The organism is Bradyrhizobium sp. 18BD, assembly GCF_054185225.1.
The window spans coordinates 43,026-61,124 of record NZ_JAVAYL010000028.1 but is presented as its reverse complement, the minus strand read 5'-3'; the positions used below and the strand labels follow the sequence as shown (position 1 = coordinate 61,124).

13 protein-coding genes are annotated in these 18,099 nt (G+C 65.4%); 9 read left to right on the top strand and 4 right to left on the bottom strand.

Annotation, left to right across the window (positions count from 1 at the left end; all coding sequences use genetic code 11):
• The first annotated feature begins 3 nt into the window (after positions 1-3).
• Positions 4-1,458, top strand: coding sequence for a GntP family permease (locus RAD16_RS36170; protein ID WP_458162646.1), 1,455 nt, complete (start codon positions 4-6; stop codon positions 1,456-1,458).
• A gap of 79 nt (positions 1,459-1,537) precedes the next feature.
• Positions 1,538-3,199: a tannase/feruloyl esterase family alpha/beta hydrolase gene (locus RAD16_RS36165; RefSeq protein WP_458162645.1), complete on the top strand. Its 1,662-nt coding sequence runs from the start codon at positions 1,538-1,540 to the stop codon at positions 3,197-3,199.
• A gap of 33 nt (positions 3,200-3,232) precedes the next feature.
• On the opposite strand, the gene RAD16_RS36160 is transcribed toward RAD16_RS36165, so the two are convergent.
• The 3 genes from RAD16_RS36160 to RAD16_RS36150 all read right to left on the bottom strand — a co-directional run bounded on the left by RAD16_RS36160 (position 3,233) and on the right by RAD16_RS36150 (position 7,881).
• Positions 3,233-4,960 (bottom strand): ATP-dependent Clp protease adaptor ClpS, encoded by a 1,728-nt coding sequence (locus RAD16_RS36160; RefSeq protein ID WP_458162644.1) that lies wholly within the window; start codon positions 4,958-4,960, stop codon positions 3,233-3,235.
• A gap of 109 nt (positions 4,961-5,069) precedes the next feature.
• Complete coding sequence (locus RAD16_RS36155) at positions 5,070-6,686, bottom strand: DHA2 family efflux MFS transporter permease subunit (protein WP_458162643.1); 1,617 nt, start codon at positions 6,684-6,686, stop codon at positions 5,070-5,072.
• Positions 6,634-7,881 carry an HlyD family secretion protein gene (locus RAD16_RS36150; RefSeq protein ID WP_458162642.1) on the bottom strand — a complete coding sequence of 416 codons (1,248 nt, stop codon included), beginning with the start codon at positions 7,879-7,881 and terminating at the stop codon, positions 6,634-6,636. Before RAD16_RS36150 ends, RAD16_RS36155 begins: the two co-directional genes overlap by 53 nt.
• Before the next feature lie 142 nt (positions 7,882-8,023).
• On the opposite strand from RAD16_RS36150, the gene RAD16_RS36145 reads away from it, so the two are divergent.
• The 5 genes from RAD16_RS36145 (at position 8,024) to RAD16_RS36125 (ending at position 13,177) form a co-directional block, all read left to right on the top strand.
• Positions 8,024-8,632: a TetR/AcrR family transcriptional regulator gene (locus RAD16_RS36145; RefSeq protein WP_458162641.1), complete on the top strand. Its 609-nt coding sequence runs from the start codon at positions 8,024-8,026 to the stop codon at positions 8,630-8,632.
• Between the two features lie 45 nt (positions 8,633-8,677).
• Positions 8,678-9,127 (top strand): MarR family winged helix-turn-helix transcriptional regulator, encoded by a 450-nt coding sequence (locus tag RAD16_RS36140; protein WP_458162640.1) that lies wholly within the window; start codon positions 8,678-8,680, stop codon positions 9,125-9,127.
• Positions 9,128-9,140: 13 nt separating this feature from the next.
• Positions 9,141-9,911 carry an enoyl-CoA hydratase gene (locus RAD16_RS36135; RefSeq protein ID WP_458162639.1) on the top strand — a complete coding sequence of 257 codons (771 nt, stop codon included), beginning with the start codon at positions 9,141-9,143 and terminating at the stop codon, positions 9,909-9,911.
• Positions 9,912-10,011: 100 nt separating this feature from the next.
• Positions 10,012-12,093, top strand: a complete 2,082-nt coding sequence (locus RAD16_RS36130) for a methyl-accepting chemotaxis protein (RefSeq protein ID WP_458162638.1) — start codon at positions 10,012-10,014, stop codon at positions 12,091-12,093.
• Positions 12,094-12,238: 145 nt separating this feature from the next.
• Positions 12,239-13,177 carry a dihydrodipicolinate synthase family protein gene (locus RAD16_RS36125; protein WP_458162636.1) on the top strand — a complete coding sequence of 313 codons (939 nt, stop codon included), beginning with the start codon at positions 12,239-12,241 and terminating at the stop codon, positions 13,175-13,177.
• A 256-nt stretch (positions 13,178-13,433) separates the two neighbouring features.
• On the opposite strand, the gene RAD16_RS36120 is transcribed toward RAD16_RS36125, so the two are convergent.
• A complete protein-coding gene (locus RAD16_RS36120) occupies positions 13,434-15,029 on the bottom strand; it encodes an ABC transporter substrate-binding protein (protein WP_458162635.1) in 1,596 nt (531 codons plus the stop codon).
• Positions 15,030-15,241: 212 nt separating this feature from the next.
• Here RAD16_RS36120 and RAD16_RS36115 point away from each other — a divergent pair, with 212 nt between their 5' ends.
• Positions 15,242-16,897, top strand: a complete 1,656-nt coding sequence (locus RAD16_RS36115; RefSeq protein ID WP_458162633.1) for an ABC transporter substrate-binding protein — start codon at positions 15,242-15,244, stop codon at positions 16,895-16,897.
• A gap of 246 nt (positions 16,898-17,143) precedes the next feature.
• Entirely contained in the window at positions 17,144-18,097 is a 954-nt protein-coding gene (locus tag RAD16_RS36110) for an ABC transporter permease (protein ID WP_458162632.1), read from the top strand.
• The last annotated feature ends 2 nt before the right edge of the window (positions 18,098-18,099 follow it).

Below are 18,099 nucleotides of genomic sequence, written 5' to 3'. Positions count from 1 at the left end.
GGCATGGGGCTTCTCGGCCTTCTCGTCGGGCTTGGACTGCTGGTGCTGTTCGCCTTTCGCGGCTGGAGCGTTCTCCTGCTCGCGCCGTTCGCCGCGCTCGTGGCGGCGCTGTTCGGCGGCGAGCCGCTGCTGGCGAACCTGACTCAGGTCTTTATGGCAAGCGCGGGCGGCTTCCTGGCGCAATTCTTTCCGATCTTCCTGCTCGGTGCCGTCTTTGGCAAGCTGATGGACGACAGCGGCGCGGTCACGTCCGTTGCCGGCTTCATGGCGAAGCGGCTGGGCGAGCGGCGCGTGGTGCTGGCCGTCGTGCTGGCCGGTGCGCTGGTGACATACGGAGGCGTCAGCCTGTTCGTCGCATTCTTCGTCATCGTTCCGATGGCGCGCTCGCTGTTTCGCGCGGCCGCGATACCGCAGCGACTGATTCCGGCCGCGGTCGTGCTGGGCACCTCGACCTTCACCATGTCGGCGCTGCCGGGCACGCCGTCGATCCAGAATGCGATCCCGATGCCGTTCTTCGGCACGACGCCTTTTGCCGCGCCGGGCCTCGGCATCATCGCCTCCCTGATCATGCTCGGCACGGGATTGTGGTGGCTGCATCGCGCCGAGGCCAGGGCTCGGCGCGCCGGGGAGGGTTATGGCGACGACGCCGAGGATACGACCGAGCGGGCGGCGTCCGACGAGTTCGTGCGCGAACGCGCGACCACGGCACGTGAATTCGATCCGGCAGAGATGAAGCACGGCCATCGCAGTAGCGCGGCCGCGCCTGTCGTGAGCGCCATCGTGCCGCTGGTCGTCGTCGTCGCCGTCAATCTCGTGATGTCGCTGGGCGTGCTGCCGCGCCTCGATGTCTCCTATCTCGCCGAACAGCGCTTCGGCGGCACCTCGCTCGCCGCCGTGGCGGGCGTGTGGTCGGTCGCGGTTGCCCTGACCGCGGCCATCGTCGCGACCATCGTGCTGAACTGGAGCAGGCTGCCGGCGCTGCGCCAGACCATGGATGCCGGTGCCAATGCGTCGGTGCTGCCTGCATTCAGCGTCGCCAGCCTGGTCGGCTTTGGCGCGGTCGTCGCCGCGCTGCCGGCATTCACGATCGTGCGCGACTGGGTGCTCGCGATCGAAGGCGGCCCGCTGGTGTCGCTGGCGGTGGCGACCAACATCCTGGCCGCGTTGACCGGCTCCGCATCGGGCGGCCTGACGATCGCGCTCGATGCGCTCGGCCAGACCTATGTCGAGCTCGCCGAGCGCACCGGCATCGACCTTGCGCTGATGCACCGCGTCGCGGTGATCGGCTCCGGCACGCTGGATATCTTGCCGCACAACGGCGCCGTCGTCAGCCTGCTTGCGATCTGCGGCCTGACGCATCGCGACAGCTATTTCGACATCGTGATGGTGGGCATCGTGACGTCGCTGCTGGCGCTGGTGGCCGTGATCGCGCTGGGTAGCGCGCTTGGATCGTTTTGAAGCGATTGACGCAGGCGTGAAGGTTGCGTTGAATGCAGCCGACTGTCGGACGCAGAACAGAGAAAACCGGGTGGAAACGATGACGCTATCGAGGGCGAAGCTGTGCGCGTGGCTGGTGGGGACGGCAGCGGCGCTGGGCGCGACCGGCGCGTTCGCGGCGACATTGGCCGAAGATGCCGACACCGTCTGCAAGGGGCTCGTTGGCGGGGCCGATGCCGTGAAGATCGATTCCGCAACGCTGCAGGCGCCATCGCAGATTGCCGTCGCCGAGCGCGGGCCGACGCCGTCGGGCCGCATCACGCCGGCCAATCCCGCCTTCTGCAAGGTGCTCGGCCATATCGACCCCGTCGATCCCAAGGCGCCGCCGATCAAATTCCAGGTCAACCTGCCCGTCGAGTGGAACGGCCGCTCGCTGCAATATGGCGGCGGCGGTTTTAATGGCGTGCTGATCACGGGCCTCGGGTTGCCGCCGGCCTATCCCTTCGACAAGCCGTCGCCGCTGGCGCGCGGCTTCGTCACCTACGGCACGGACTCCGGGCACGAGTCCAAGCCGGGCGAGCCGCCGCAATTGTTCGCGGCGAACGACGAAGCCTTCGAGAACTTTGCGCATCGCGCCTACAAGAAGGTGCGCGACGCCGCCGTTACGCTGATGGAGCGCGCCTACGGCAAGAAGCCGGAGAAGCTGTATTTCATGGGCTCGTCCGAGGGCGGCCGCGAAGGCCTCACCATGGCCCAGCGCTACCCCGACGATTTCGACGGCATCTTCGCCCGCGTGCCCGTCATCAACTGGGTCGGCCTGCAGCATGCCGGCACGCGCTCGGGGCTTGCGACCATGGGCGAGGGCTGGATCAATCCAACGCAGGTCAAGCTCGTCGCCGATGCGGTGCGAGCGACCTGCGACAAGGCCGACGGCTCCGGCAACGCGTTGGTGCGCGATCCCGTCGCCTGCAAGACCGCATTCAAGCTCGAGACGCTGCGTTGCGCCAGCGGCCAGAGTGGCGATCAATGTCTCACCGAGCCGCAGATCAGGGCCGTGATCACGCTGCACGGAACCTACAAATTCCCGTTCGCGCTCGCCAACGGGCTCGATGATTATCCGGGCTGGGGCATCTCCGGCGAGGATACGCCGGCGATCGGGCCGACCGGCGGCTGGGTCGCATGGTGGCTCGGCACCGCGCCGCCCGCGCAGCCGCCGGCGCCCAACAACGGCATCGCCTGGATCTACGGCGCCGGCGGCATCCAACATGTATTCGCACGCGATCCCAAGCTCGACGTCGCCACCTACAAGGTGGAGGACCACAAGGCGCGGCTGCTCGAGGTCTCCAATCTCATGGATTCGACCGATCCTGATCTCAGCCGTTTTCGCGGGCGCGGCGGCCGGCTGATCATGCTCGAGCACATGGCCGACTATGCGCAGAGCCCCTATGCCGGCATCCGCTATTTCGAGAGCGTCGAGCGCAAGCTCGGCAAGGCCGAGACGGCGGAGTTCGCACGGCTCTACACCGCGCCCGGTGTCGACCATGTCGGCTCCGGCGCGCCGGCCAATGTCGACATGCTGAGCGTGCTGGTCGACTGGGTCGAGAAGGGCAAGGCGCCCGGCGACCTGGAGGTCAGCGAGCAGAAGGTCGAGGCACCCTCCTTTGCGGTCATGCGCGCGCTGCCGCTGTGCCGCTGGCCGGCCTGGCCGCAGTACAAGAGCGGCCCGGCGACGGAGGCCGCGAGCTTTGCCTGCGCGCCGTAGAGGCAGATGCAGCAGAGCGCGACGGCGGCTGATTTACCCCGTCGCCATCGCTTGGGCGCCGCCAAGCAATCGCGCATTGAGCCGGCCGCCGGAGAACAGCATGTCGTCGAGCGCCTCGTCGATATCGGCTGACGTCACCGAGTTGCCGCCGTCGCGCGCGAGGCTGGCCTGCGCCAGGCGGCGCATCAACTCCTTGATGAACGCGCAACTCGTGCCCTCGCTGCGTCGGGCTGCCTCGGCGATGACCGCTTCGTCGAGCGGCAATCCTTTGCCGTAGAGCCGGACCAGCTTGTCGCGGCCGGTCTCGTCAGGGAGCGGCACTTCGATCGCCTGATCGATACGGCCGGGGCGACCGGCGAGGGCGCCTTCGAGGTCTTCGGGCCGGTTGGTGGTCAGGACGAACAGGATGTCCGCGTCCTCTTTCAGCCCGTCCATCTCGTTGAGCAGCTTGTTCAGCATGGATTCCTCGCACGGCCCCATGTCGTCGCGGTCGCGGGCGATGAGATCGACATCCTCGATCACCACCATCGACGGCTGGAGCAGCCGTGCCAGGCTCATATAGGCGCCGAGCAGGCCGATCTGCTCGGCGGTGATAATCAGCGTCGTATGCCCGGGCAGATGTGTTGCGAGATAGCGGATCGTATGGGTCTTGCCGGTGCCGGGCGGGCCGTACAGAAGGATGCCCTTGCGGGTGGATTGGCCAAGTCGCCGTAACTGCTCGCGGGTGCCAACGAAGGTCAGCACGTTGCGATCGAGTAGTCGCAGGGTTCGCTCCGGCAAGATCACCTCGTCCCGGGCGATCGGCGGCAATCGATGCACAGTGATGCCGCGCGAGTAGCCGCGATAGTCGGAATCGGCATCAAGCGAGAGGATCTTGCCGCGATAGCTGCGGGCGGCTTGCACGGCCTGTTCCAACTCGCCAAAACATTGCTGGACGAGGATTGCGCCCGCGGTGCCCACAGGCATGATGATTTCAAGACGAATGCCCGGCTCGCGGCTGAATTCGCGATGTGCGCTGAGCAAGACGGCATAACGCAGGCCGTCCTGCTCGCACAGCCACAGGCCGTTATCGAGGCATTTGACGGGGCTCGTCTCGCCGACATCGATGTCGGAATATTGCAGCGGTGCAATCGCCAGCGCATTGCGCCCGTCCCGGAGGAGCCGCGAAATCGACAGTGTTTCGTAGCGCTGTTCCTCGTTCAGCCCGAACAGCCGGATGGCCTTGCCGAATAGCCTGTCAATCGCCGCCTGGACATCCACCCGCATATGTCCAGGAAACTGGCGGATAGTGGTTACGAGCTTGCTCCGCGGGACGTCGGTAAAGTGCCAGCCTAGCACATCGCAAGCGTGTTCGAATTCCTTTTCCGGCTCTGCCGGCGCGCTCACGGTATCCGCTGCGCGAATACAGTCGCTGCATAGCCAGACCGTGCGGTTGCCGACGCGAACATCCGTCTGTCCCTTCGGCTTGCCACAGAGCTCGCAGGGGGGCTTGATCTCTTCGAGCGTGATCTTCAGGGGATGCTGGCCGAGCCAGACATATTGTTTGGCCGATTTGAACAGCGCCTCCGCGACCGATTGAGGGTAGGGACCGCAGGCGACTTTCTCTTCACGCTCGATGAGTGTCATCAGCGCGGCGGCTTCCCGGTCTGTCTTGCCGAAAACCTGACGGAGCAGACCGATGACGAACTCATCTGGCGTCTCGTCATCATTGTAAATCACGAGCTGAGTCGGCTCACGCTCGCCGCGCGCATTACCCGTCATGAAATGAACCCCACTACAACTATAACTAGAACAGAACGAATAGGGAACATAAAAAGAAGCGGCCGTCAAGCGTGACGGCCGCGACAAATTGCAATCGATGGGCGAGCCGCTAATGCGCGCCACCCCCGCCCGCGGCCTTCACCCGTCGCGTCAGCAGCACCGCAATCGCGGCGAGTACCAGAACCACGCCGATCACCGCAAAGGCATCGGAATAGCCCATCACCAGCGCCTGGCGCTTTACCGTCTTGCCGAGCGCGATGATGGCCTGCTCGCGCGCGGCGTGGGGGTCCGGCACGCCGTGAGCCATGAAGTAGTCCGTCATCTGCGCGATGCGGGTGCGGACCTCCTCGCGGCCGAGCGTGACCGACTGGCCGATGATGTTGGAGTGGAATTGCTCGCGCTTGGTGATGATGGTGGCAAGCGTCGCCGTACCGATCGCGCCGCCGAGATTGCGGAACATGTTGCTGATGCCGGAGGCCGCGGCTGCGTCCTGGGGCGCGATGCCGCCTGTCAGCACCGAGGTCAGCGGCGTCAGCACCATGGCCTGGCCGACGGCGCGCACGATGTTCGGGATCCAGAGCTGGTCGCCGGCATAGTCCGGTGACATCGCCGTGTTCATGAAGCAGCTATAGGCGAAGATCAGGAGGCCGGTGATGGCGATGTAGCGTGTGTCAAAGCGCTGCATCAGTTTCGGGATCAGCGGGATCAGCACGAGCTGCGGCAAGCCGGTCCAGGCCAGCACGTTGCCGATCTGCTCGGCATTGTAGCCCTGGGCCTGGCCGAGATAGGCGGGCAGGATGTAGACCGAGCCGAACAATGCGAAGCCGACCATCGTCATCGCGATGGTGCCGAAGCCGAAATTGCGCTGCGTCAGCAGGCGCAGCCGGATCAGCGGCTTCTCGATCGTGAGCTCGATCGTGACGAACAGCGTCAGGCTGACGGCTGCGATGATCGCCAGCTTGACGATGAAGGGCGAGGAGAACCAGTCGTCCTTGTTGCCTTCCTCGAGCACGGCCTGCAGCGCCGACAGTCCGATCGCCATGGTGACGATGCCGGCCCAGTCGCCGTCCTTCAAAAGCCCGAGCTGCATCTTCTGCCGTTCCAGCGTCATGTAGAGCGCCGCCACCATGACGGCGGTCGGGATCACGTTGACGAAGAAGATGGTGCGCCAGCCATAGGTCTCGGTGAGATAGCCGCCGATGGTCGGGCCGATCGCGGGGGCGAAAGTGACGGACAGCGCGAAGATCGCAAGGCCAACAGGTTGCTGCGGCTTCGGCAGCTTGGTCAGCACCAGCGTGAACGCCATCGGGATCAGCACGCCGCCGGCAAAGCCCTGCAGGCCGCGCATCGCGATCATCGACGGCAGGTCATGCGTGAAGGCGCAGGCGACCGAGAACGCCGCGAACAGCGTCGCGCTCGCCAGCATGTAGTGGCGGAACGAGAACACGCGGCTCAGGTAGTCGGTCAGCGGGATCACGATGATCTCGCCGATCAGGTACGACGTCGAGATCCAGGAGCCGTTGTCGGCGCCGGTGCCGATGCCGCCCTCGATGTTGGCGAGCGAGGCGTTGGTGATCTGGATATTCAGGATCGCCATGAACGAGCCGATCATGGCGGCGAGCACGGCAATCCAGGTCGCGGCGCTCGCGCGATTGGGATCGACGGCGACGCTATTAGACGTCGCGGCCGGTGTGGCTTGCGTCGAAAGTGAGAGGCTGTTTGACATGGCACGACCCTCCGGAAACGAGCTTGGCCTTTGCTGCGGCGTCCGCATTGGCGGTCGGCGCGGCCGAACGTGTTGCAATGGTCGGGATCACGGACATGCCGGGCCGCAGCGCGATCGCGGCTCCATGCTTGCCATCGAGCACGATCTTGACGGGGATGCGCTGCACCACCTTGGTGAAATTGCCGGTGGCGTTGTCAGGCGGCAGCAGCGCGAATTCCTGGCCGCTGGCCGGCGCGATGGAATCGACGCGGCCGTGAACAACCTGGCCCGGGAACATGTCGACCTCGATATCGACGGTCTGGCCCGGTGCGACATGGGTGAGCTGCGTCTCCTTGAAATTGGCGACGACATAGGCGCCCTCGGCCGGCACGATCGACATCAGCTGCGTGCCCGCCTGCACGAACTGGCCGACGCGCAGGGAACGGTTGCCGACGACGCCGTCGATCGGCGAGACGATCGTGGTGTAGCCGAGATTGAGCTCCGCCTGCTGCTGGATCGCGGCGGCGCGGGCGGCGGCGGCTTTGGCCTGCACGATCTCGGCCTTGAGCAGATCGACCTGCTTCTGGGCGGAGATGAGGTTGGCGTTGTCACGCGCAATCGTCGCGTCCGCACCGGCGTCGCGGGCCTGCGCCTGCTGCGCATTCTGCACGCTGCCGTAGCCGGTTGCGGCAAGGTCGGTGTAGCGCTTGTTTTCCTGCTTGGCGAAAACCTTCGCGGCATTGTCGACGTCGATGGTCGCCTTTGCCGCGGTGATCACCGCTTCCTGAACGTCGAGCTGGGCTTCCTTGCTCGTCACCGTGGCATTGGCGGCGGCGACATCCGCGCGGGCCTGGTCGAGCGCGACGCGGAAGTCGCGGTCGTCGATCCTGGCGAGGATCTGGCCGGCCTTCACATGCTCGTTATCGGCGACCAGGACGCCGTTGAGATAGCCGCTGACCTTCGGCGCGATCGTGGTGTTGTCGGCCTTCACATAGGCGTCATCGGTGGAGACGAGATACTGGCCGACGGTCCAGTAATCGTAGCCGTACCAGCTGGCGCCGGCCAACGCGATGGCCGCCGCTCCCGTCAGCAACAGCTTGCGGAGATTGAGCTTTTGCCTGACGGCGCGGGTCGGATTGGCGGGCAGGACGCCCTCCAGCGCAGAGGCAGGAAGGGCGGTCTCGGCGGCTGCAGATGGGTTGGTGTGCACGGTCATGGCCGGCTCCCCTGAATTAGGAAACTTGACGATTTCCAAAATGAGACTAGCTTTGGAATTGTCAATGGAATGACAGGCATCATTTAAAAACATGGCTCAGGCAAAATCGGACAGTGAAGCCCGTCCCCGCGGACGGCCGCCGGTGCGCAGCGACGAGGAGACGAAGCAGATCGTCCTCGAAGCCGCACGGCACACGTTCGCGGCCGAAGGCTATGCCGCGACCAGCACGGAAGAACTCGCGCGCGGCGCCGGCATCTCGACCAAGACGCTGTATCGCCTGTTCCCCGGCAAGGCCGCCTTGTTCGAGGCGATGTGCGCGGACCGGCTGGAGCGCCTGCTGTCCGCCGTGGATCTACAGGCCAGCGACGACGTCGACATCGACACCGGACTGCGCGCCGCGCTGCTGGCGTGCGCGGATCTCGCGCTCGATCCTGAAGTCGTGGCGTTGCAGCGCATGGTGCTGCAGCAATCCGCGACATTTCCCGAGCTCGCGGCAAATTTTTACAACAACGGCATTGCTCGCACCGTGAAGGCGCTGGCCGGCTGGCTGCGCCTTCAGGTCAAGCGCAAGCGGATCGCGATCGAGGATGCCGATGAGGTCGCTGGCATGCTGATCGGCATGGTCGCATCGGCGCCGCAGCGTGCGGCGATCTATGGCGGCATGCCGCTGCCGTCGCGCAAGCAGATCGAGCGCCGGGTGCAGACCTGCGCCGCGTTGTTTTTGGACGGCTGCCGCGTCAAATCGACCTAGCGGCGCCGTTTTGACAAGCCGGCCAGTCTCGGCTAAATGTTTCGCATGCGAAATAAAGACGCCGCGGCGAGGCACCACCGGCTGATCTATCTGCTGAACGTCGCCCAGCGCCGGCTGCAGCGCTGGATGTCGGCGCAGCCCGAGAACGAGGTGACGCCGGCGCAGGCCGGGCTACTGTTCATCCTCGGCAAGCAGGACGGCGTCCTGATGGGCGAGGCGGGCGCGGCGCTGGACATGGGCCCGGCCGGCATCTCAGGCCTGGTCGATCGCAGCGCTGCGGCAAAACTGGTCGAGCGCCGCACCGATCGCGAGGACGGCCGTGCGTGGCGGGTGTGGCTGACGCCGAAGGGCCGCACCGTGTTGGCGCAGGCAAAGACTGAGGCCGCCGCGATCAACGCGGCGCTGACGGAGGGATTTACCAGCGCGGAGATCGACATCGTCGCGCGCTGGCTGACGAGCATTCAGGACAAGTTTCCAAGAGCCTCAGACGAATAACAAGGAGAGACAAATGACCGAGCATGTGCGCGTCGAGAACGACAACGGAATTCTCACCCTCACGCTGGCGCGTCCCGACAAGAAGAACGCACTGACGGATGCGATGTACGGCAAGCTCGCCGATACCATCGAATCCGCCGAGTTCGATCCCTCCGCTCGCGTGATCCTGATCCGCGGCGAGGGCGACATGTTCACCGCCGGCAACGATGTCGGCGAGTTCGCGGCCGTGGCGAGCGGCAAGTCGGAAGGCAGCCGCAACGTCATCCGCTTCATCCAGTCGCTGGCGCGCTGCACCCGGCCACTGGTCGCCGCCGTGCAGGGCCGTGCCGTCGGCGTCGGCACCACGATGCTGCTGCATTGCGACCTCGTCGTGCTCGCCGACAATTCGCAATTGTCGACGCCCTTCGTCAGCCTCGCGCTGGTGCCGGAGGCCGCTTCCAGCCTGCTGATGCCGGCCCGCATCGGCTATGCCCGCGCCTACGAGATGTTCGCGCTCGGCGAGACCGTGCCGGCGAAGTCCGCGCTGGATTGGGGCCTCGCCAACCGCGTGGTGCCGCTCGACAAGCTCGATGCCGAGGCACTCGCGCTGGCGCAGCGGCTCGCCCGCCAGCCGGCCGGCGCGCTCACCGCCACCAAGAAGCTGATGCGTAACGGCGAGGCGCTGGTCGCGCAGATGCAGGCCGAAGGCGAGCAGTTCGCGCAGCGCCTGCGCACCGCCGAGGCGCGCGAGGCATTTACGGCTTTTGCGGAGCGCCGCCCGCCCGATTTCACCAAAGTCGCGTAAAGCGCACAGGTTGACGCAGCAATTCGATTAAAACCTTAACGAAACATTGGCATGTCGCGGTGCAAGGTGGCCTCTCCTGGACGTAGGCCCCTTGTGACTTATGGCAATGTTTAAGAAATCGGTAAGCTCGCTTCTCCTGACCCTGATGGCCTTGCTGGCCGCCGGCGCGCTCGCCTCGACGGCGATCCAGATGTTCGGGGCCTTCGGGCGCTACAGCGACAGTCTCGAGACCGCGCGGCTCGCCGCCGCCGACAAGGCGATCTTCCAAGGCGTGCTGTCGCTGCGCAACAATCGCGGCGATGCCCAGAGCGCCATCCTCGGCGAGGACGATCCGCGCACCAAACTCGCCGAAGCCGAGAAGGCCGAGCAGGGCGGCTATGACGGGATCATCGCCGCACTCGCCACCATCGAATTCGCTCGCCGCGACGAGCTCGCCTCCACGCTGAAGCAGCGCTGGGGCGAAGCCGCGCCGCAATTCCAGCTGTTCTATGATGAAGCCAAGCGTCCGCGCGCCGAGCGCAAGATCGAGCGGACCAATTCCTGGTACGACGCCGTCACCAAGGTGATCGACACCGCGAATCTCGCCTCGACAGCGGTGTCGAACCGCGCCTGGATGAACGATCCCTACATCGCCCGCATGATCCAGGTCCGCCGCTTCGCCTGGCAGGTGCGCGACCGCTATGGCGTCCATTGTTCGTCCCTTCGCTCGAACGTCAACAGCAGCAAGCCGCTCGACGACGCCCAGAAGCGGTCGGTGGCGCAATGGGACGGCACCATCGCCTCCGGCTGGGCCGGCATGGGCGAATTGCTCGCAGCGCCTGACGTAAGTGCGGACCTGGTGACCGCGGCCAAGGAAGCCCAGGCCAAGACCGATGGCGTCCTGAAGCAGATCGGCGATCTCACCAGGAATTTTGACGGCAGCGGCAAGCCCGCGATGCCCGCGTCGGAGTGGAACACGTTCTGCCAGTCGCCGTTCCCGCTCATTGTCGGCGTGGCGACCAAGGCGCTCGATCAGTCGATCGCGCGCGCCGAGGCCGTCCAGACGACGGCGCTGACCAAGCTCATCGTGCAGTCGCTCGCCTTCCTGATGGCACTCGCCGTGACGCTGGCCGGCGTGTACGTGGTGCGCAATCGCCTGATGCGCCCGGTGCGCGCCATCCTGGACGCGATCGCGCGGATCGGTGCCCGCGACTACGCGACGCCGGTGCCGCAATCCCGCTATCCCGACGAGTTCGGCACCATGGCTACCGCGCTCGAAAGCCTGCGCGAGAGCGCGGCGACCGCCGAGCGTCTCGGGCAGGAGCGTGAATCGCAGCAGGCGCTGCAGCTCGCCCGCTCCGGCACCGTGGACGAGGCCTGCCGCAGCTTCGACGACACCGTGCAGGCGGTGATCCACAGCGTCGCGGCGTCGGCGAAGGAGCTCGATGCCACCGCGACCGACGTGCGCACGCTGGTCTCGGAATCGAGCAGCCAGACCGCGGCGGTCTCCTCCGCAGCGGAACAGGCGACCAACAATCTCGAGACCATCGCGGCCGCGACGGAAGAGCTCTCGGCTTCCGTCGGCGAGATCTCTGCCCAGGTGCAGTCGAGCGCGCGCGAGGCCCGCGAGGCCGTGGCGCAGGCCGAGCAGACCAATGCCACCGTCGAGATCCTCGACCAGACCGCAAGCCGTATCAGCGAAGTCGTGAAGATGATCCACGCCATCGCCGGCCAGACCAATCTGCTCGCGCTCAACGCCACCATCGAGGCCGCGCGTGCGGGCGAGGCCGGCCGCGGCTTTGCCGTGGTCGCCGGCGAGGTCAAGAGCCTCGCGGCGCAGACCGCAACCGCGACGGAAGAGATCTCGAAGCAGGTCGAGGAGATCCAGGGCGCGACCGGTCAGGCCGTGATCGCGATCCGCTCGATCGGCGGCGCCATCAGCGGCATCGACGAGAAGATGACGGCGATCGCGGCGGCGGTGGAGCAGCAGCGCGCGGCGACCACCGAGATCTCGCGCAACTTCCAGCAGGCCGCCCAAGGCACCCGCGAGGTCACCGACACCATCGGCAGCGTCGCAAAGCTCAATCAGGAGACCGGCAACGCCGGCACGGTGCTGTCGGATTCCGTGAAGAAGATGTCGGCGGACGCCGATCGTCTCCGTGTCGCGGTCGAAGGCTTCCTCGGCGCGGTGAAGACCGCGTAACGCCGCTTACTTCTTCCATCCCAGGTCGCATCCTAAGTCGCATCCTAAGTCGCGCGGGCATTGCCGCCGGTCCGCGCGGCGGCTACATCTGTGCCGCCGCGCCAGGCGGCAACAGACGTAAGACATATCAGGGATGGAGAGTTCGATGCCGGTCACCCCCCACAAGGCCCAGCGCCCCTATCGCGGCGTGTTCCCGGTCGCACCCACCATCTTCGACGAGCGCGGCGAGCTCGATCTCGAGGGCCAGCGCCGCTGCATCGATTTCATGATCGACGCCGGCTCGCACGGCCTCTGCATCCTCGCGAATTTCTCCGAGCAGTTCGTGCTCACCGATGCCGAGCGGGAAACCGTGATGCATGCGGTGCTGGAACATGTCGCGGGCCGGGTTCCCGTCATCGTCACGACCACGCATTTCAGCTCCGCCGTGTGTGCGGCGCGCAGCAAGCAGGCGGAAGCCGCCGGTGCGGCGATGGTGATGGTGATGCCGCCCTATCACGGCGCGACCTTCCGCGTGCCCGAGAAGGGCATCGTCGAGTTCTTCAAGGTGCTCTCGGGCGCGATCAACATTCCAATCATGATCCAGGATGCGCCGGTGGCGGGCACGCCGCTGTCGGTCGAGCTGCTGGCGCGGCTGGCGCGCGACTTCGCCAACATCCGCTATTTCAAGATCGAGGTGCCCGGCGCGGCGTCGAAGCTGCGCAGTCTGATCGAGGCGGGCGGAGCCGCGATCGAGGGACCGTGGGATGGCGAGGAAGCGATCACGCTGCTCGCCGATCTCGACGCCGGCGCCACCGGTGCGATGACCGGCGGCGGCTATCCCGACGGCATCCGCCAGATCATCGATCCCTATTTCGCCGGCAAGCGCGAGGAGGCGAAGGCCGCTTATGAGCGCTGGCTGCCGCTGATCAATTACGAGAACCGCCAATGCGGCCTGATCGCTTGCAAGGCGATGATGCAGGCCGGCGGCGTGATCAAGTCCGAAGCCGTGCGGCACCCGCTCCAGCCGCTGCACCCGGCAACGCGGGCCGGATTGCTGGAACTGGCGAAAGAGCGCGACGCGCTGGCGCTGCGCTGGGGGAAGTGAGTCCCTCCGCCGTCATTGCGAGGAGTCCGCGACAAAATTGCGAAGCAATTTTGCGCTGGCGACGAAGCAATCCAGACTGTCTCCGTGGAGAGATTCTGGATTGCTTCGCTTCGCTCGCGATGACGAACTTAATTGAGAGACTCCCGTAGGGTGGGCAAAGGCGCGTAGCGCCGTGCCCACGGTCTTTCTCGTCGGCGGTGGTGGGCACGCTTCGCTTTGCCCACTCTACGGCAGCGGTGTTTGCCGCCGCGCCGCGTCACTCCATCCCGATCGTCGTCAGGTCCTGGAACCAGTGCTGCGCCTGCACGAACTGCTTCACCTTCGGCGACAGCGCGTGCGGGTTGGTGTCGTGCACGACCCAGACCAGCACGGCGTCGTCGACGATCAGCGCATGCGCCTGCGCGATCAGATCGTCCTGCTTGGTGGTATCGAAGGTCTGCTTGGCCTCGTTGATCAGCGCGTCGACCTTCGGGTTCTTGTAGCCGCCCCAGTTGACGCCGACCGGCGCGATCTGGTCGGAGGCGAAGAAGCGCACGATGGCGTAGAGCGGATCTGACGTGACATAGGCGATGTTGTTGGCCGTGATGCCGGCGTTCATCTCGTCGGCCGCCCCCTTGCGCCAATGCGTGTAGAGCGTCTCGAGCTCGACCACCTTGAAGTCGATGTCGATGCCGATCTCCTTGAAACTCTGCTGCAGGAATTCGTTCATCGGCAGCGACAGCATCTGGCCGGTGCCGCCCTGCGCGATGATGAAGGTGGTCTTGAGCGGCTTGGCCTTGGAGTAGCCGGCTTCCTCGACCAGCTTCTTGGCGGCGGCGAGATCATATTTGATGTCGAAGGTCGGCTTGCCGAACCACGGGCTCGACGGGTCGACCTGGCCCTTGGCGGGTTTTGCGAGCCCGTTCATCAAGCCGACGACCTCGTCGCGGTTGATCGCGAGATTGAGTGCCTTGCGCAGGCGGATGTCGGTCCAGGGCGAGCCCGGCAGCACGCTGAGATGATAGTTCCAGACGTGCGGCGTGACGTTGTCGACGATTTTCATGCCGGCGGCCTTGAGCTGCGGCACGGCGTCAGGCGCCGGCGTCTCGATCAGATCGACCTGGCCGGCGAGCAGCGCATTGGTGCGCGTCAGCGCTTCCGGCATCGGCACCAACACGATCTTGTCGGCCTTGGGAATGCGCTTCTTGTTCCAGTAGTCGGGGTTCTTGGTGAGCTCGGCAAGCTCGCGCGGCACCAGCTTGGTCAGCTTGAACGGGCCGGTGCCGGAGGGCTGGCTCGCGAACTTGTCCCAATCCTTGCCGAGCTTTTCGTACTGCGCCGGGCTCGACACCAGGAACCACAGCATCTGATAGGGGAAGAAGGAATCGACCGCCTTGGTGGTGATCTCCACTGTCAAGTCGTCGATCTTGGCGTAGCTGGCGACGGAGGGGAGGCGGGTTTTCACCTGCGCGCTCTGCCGCTTGTCGAATTGCGGCGCCTTGTCGTTGAGCACCTTGTCCAGATTCCAGATCACCGCATCGGCGTTGAAATCGCTGCCGTCATGAAACTTCACGCCCTTGCGCAGCGTGAAGCGCCACTTGGTCCTGTCGGTGTCATCGACCTTCCATTCGGTGGCGAGGCCCGGCACCAGCTTGCCCGGGCGGTCGGCGACGTCCATTTCCCAGGCCACCAGCGGATCGTAGATGGTGTAGGCCGTGAACTGATAGGCGCCGGCGCCGCGATCGGGCTGGCCGGTCGTCAGCGGGATATCCGCCATCGAGATGCCATAGCGCACCACCGTTTCGGCGCGCGCCGAGATTGCGGACGCCGCCAGCGCAAGCACGGCGAGACAGGTCGTTATTCGAATACGCATGGCCCAAGGCTCCAGGGGAAAATTCAAGGGAGAATTCGGGGCCAAACGTGCAATCTTGATGCCAGAATAGGCAAAGCTGCGGCGTTGCCTTGATCTGATCACAAGGACTTGTCGCCGCAGGGGCAATTTGCAGAATAAGTATCTCCTTGGCATAGCCATTGCATACGATTGCATCAAAATTAATCATCGAAAGCCGGAAGAGGACTGAGGCGATGCTTATGAAGATGACGACACGCGCGGCGCTGGTTGCTGCGCTGGCCCTGACGACGGCGGCCGCCTGGCCGCGCGTCGCGAGCGCAGAGACTGTGCTGCGCATCGGTATGACCGCTGCCGATATTCCGCGCACGCTCGGCCAGCCCGATCAGGGTTTTGAAGGCAATCGCTTCACCGGCCTCACCATGTATGACGCGCTGACCGGCTGGGACCTGTCCTCCGCCGACAAGGCGAGTGTGGTGATCCCCGGCCTCGCCACCGAGTGGAAGGTGGACGATGCCGACAAGACCAAGTGGACGTTCAAGCTGCGTCCCGGCGTCACCTTCCATGACGGCTCGCCGTTCAACGCCGACGCCGTGGTGTGGAACGTCGAGAAGGTGCTGAAGCAGGATGCGCCGCAGTTCGACGCCAGCCAGGTCGGCGTCACCGCCTCGCGCATGCCGACGCTGGCCTCCGCGAAGAAGATCGACGACATGACGGTCGAGCTCACCACCAAGGAGCCCGACAGCTTCCTGCCGATCAACCTCACCAATCTCTTCATGGCGAGCCCGGCGAAGTGGCAGGCCTTCTACGACAAGGCCGAAGGCGCCGACGCCAAGGCGAAGTCGCAGGCCGCCTGGACTGCGTTCGCCAAGGACGCCGCCGGCACCGGCCCGTGGAAGATGGCGAGCTTCACCCCGCGCGAGCGGCTCGAGCTGGTGAAGAACGCGAATTATTGGGACAAGGCGCGCGTGCCCAAGGTCGACAAGATGGTGCTCTTGCCGATGCCGGAAGCGAATGCCCGCACTGCGGCGCTGCTCTCCGGGCAGGTCGACTGGGTCGAGGCGCCCGCGCCCGACGCGCTGCCCGAATTGAAGCAGCGCGGCTTCAAGCTGTACGCCAATGAGCAGCCGCATGTCTGGCCGTGGCAGTTCTCGCGCATCGAAGGCTCGCCCTGGAACGACATCCGCGTCCGCAAGGCCGCCAACCTTTGCGTCGATCGCGAAGGCCTCAAGGACGGCCTGCTCGCCGGCCTGATGGTGCCGGCGACCGGCACCTTCGAGCCCGGCCATCCCTGGCGCGGCAAGCCGACCTTCGAGATCAAGTACGACAAGGCGGCGGCGCAGAAGCTGATGCAGGAGGCCGGCTTCGGTCCGAGCAAGAAGCTGACGGTGAAGATCCAGACATCGGCCTCCGGCTCGGGCCAGATGCAGCCGCTGCCGATGAACGAATATCTGCAGCAGGCACTGGCCGAGTGCTACTTCGATGTGCAGCTCGACGTCATCGAGTGGAACACGCTGTTCACCAACTGGCGACGCGGCGCCAAGGATCCCAGCGCCAACGGCTCGAACGCGACCAACGTCACCTATGCGGCGATGGACCCGTTCTTCGCGCTGGTGCGCTTCCTGCAGTCGACCATGGCGCCGCCGGTCTCGAACAATTGGGGCTTCATCAACAACCCCAAGTTCGACGAGCTGGTGAAGAAGGCACGCCAGACCTTCGATCCCGCCGCGCGTGACGCCGCGCTCGCCGAGTTGCATGCGGCCTCCGTCGACGACGCCGCCTTCCTCTATGTCGCCCACGACGTCGGCCCCCGCGCCATCAGCCCGAAGGTCACGGGCGTGGTGCAGCCGAAGAGCTGGTTCATCGACTTCTCGCTGGTGTCGATGAAGTAGTTCGCGCCACAAGCTCAGTGCACCCTCTCCCCTTGCGGGAGAGGGTGGCTTCGCTTCAGCGAAGCCGGGTGAGGGGTCTCTCTCCGCGGATGCGGACCTCTCCATCGATGCAATAATCTCCGCGGACAGATACCCCTCATCCGGCGCCGTAGCCGAAGCTCCGCTTCGGCGTCGTTCTTTAAAACGGCCGCCAGAGGCGGCCTACGCCACCTTCTCCCACAAGGGGAGAAGGAAGAAAGAAGACCAGTGCTCGCCTATACCGCCAGACGTATCGTCTACGTTATTCCGATCGTCATCAGCGTCGCGCTGGTGTGCTTTCTGCTCGTGCACATCACGCCGGGCGATCCGCTCGTCGCGGTGCTCCCCGCAGATGCCTCGCAGGAGCTCGCCGCGCAGCTTCGTGCCGCGTATGGCTTCGACCGTCCGCTGCCGGTGCAGTTCGGCCTCTGGCTGCTGCGCGCGCTGCATGGCGATCTCGGCAATTCCATCGCGACGGGGCGTCCGGTGCTGGCCGAAGTCATGCGCGCGGTCAGCAACACCGTCACGCTCGCGATTGCGGCTGCCATCATCGGCTTCACCATGGGCATCCTGCTCGGCCTGATCGCCGGCTATTTCCGCGAGACCTGGATCGACAAGGTCGCGACCTCCTTTGCCATCGCCGGCGTGTCCGTGCCGCATTATTGGCTCGGCATGGTGCTGGTCATCATCTTCTCGGTGCAGCTCAACTGGTTGCCCGCGGTCGGCGCCGGGCCGAACGGCTCCAACTCCTGGGCCTGGGACTGGGCGCACCTGAAATATCTCGTTCTGCCGGCGATCACGACATCGGTGATCCCGATGGGCATCGTCACCCGCACCGTGCGCGCGCTGACCGGCGACATCCTCTCGCAGGACTTCGTCGAGGCATTGCGCGCAAAGGGCCTGCATGAGCGCGGCGTGTTTCGCCACGTCATCAAGAACGCCGCGCCGACTGCGCTGGCGGTGATGGGACTCCAGTTGGGTTATATGCTCGGCGGCTCGATCCTGATCGAGACCGTGTTCTCCTGGCCGGGCTCGGGCTTCCTGCTCAATTCCGCGATCTTCCAGCGCGATCTGCCGCTGCTGCAGGGCACGATCCTGATCCTGGCGCTGTTTTTCGTCTTCCTCAATCTGCTGGTCGACATCGCGCAAGCCGCGATCGATCCGCGCATCAAGCGGGGCTAGCG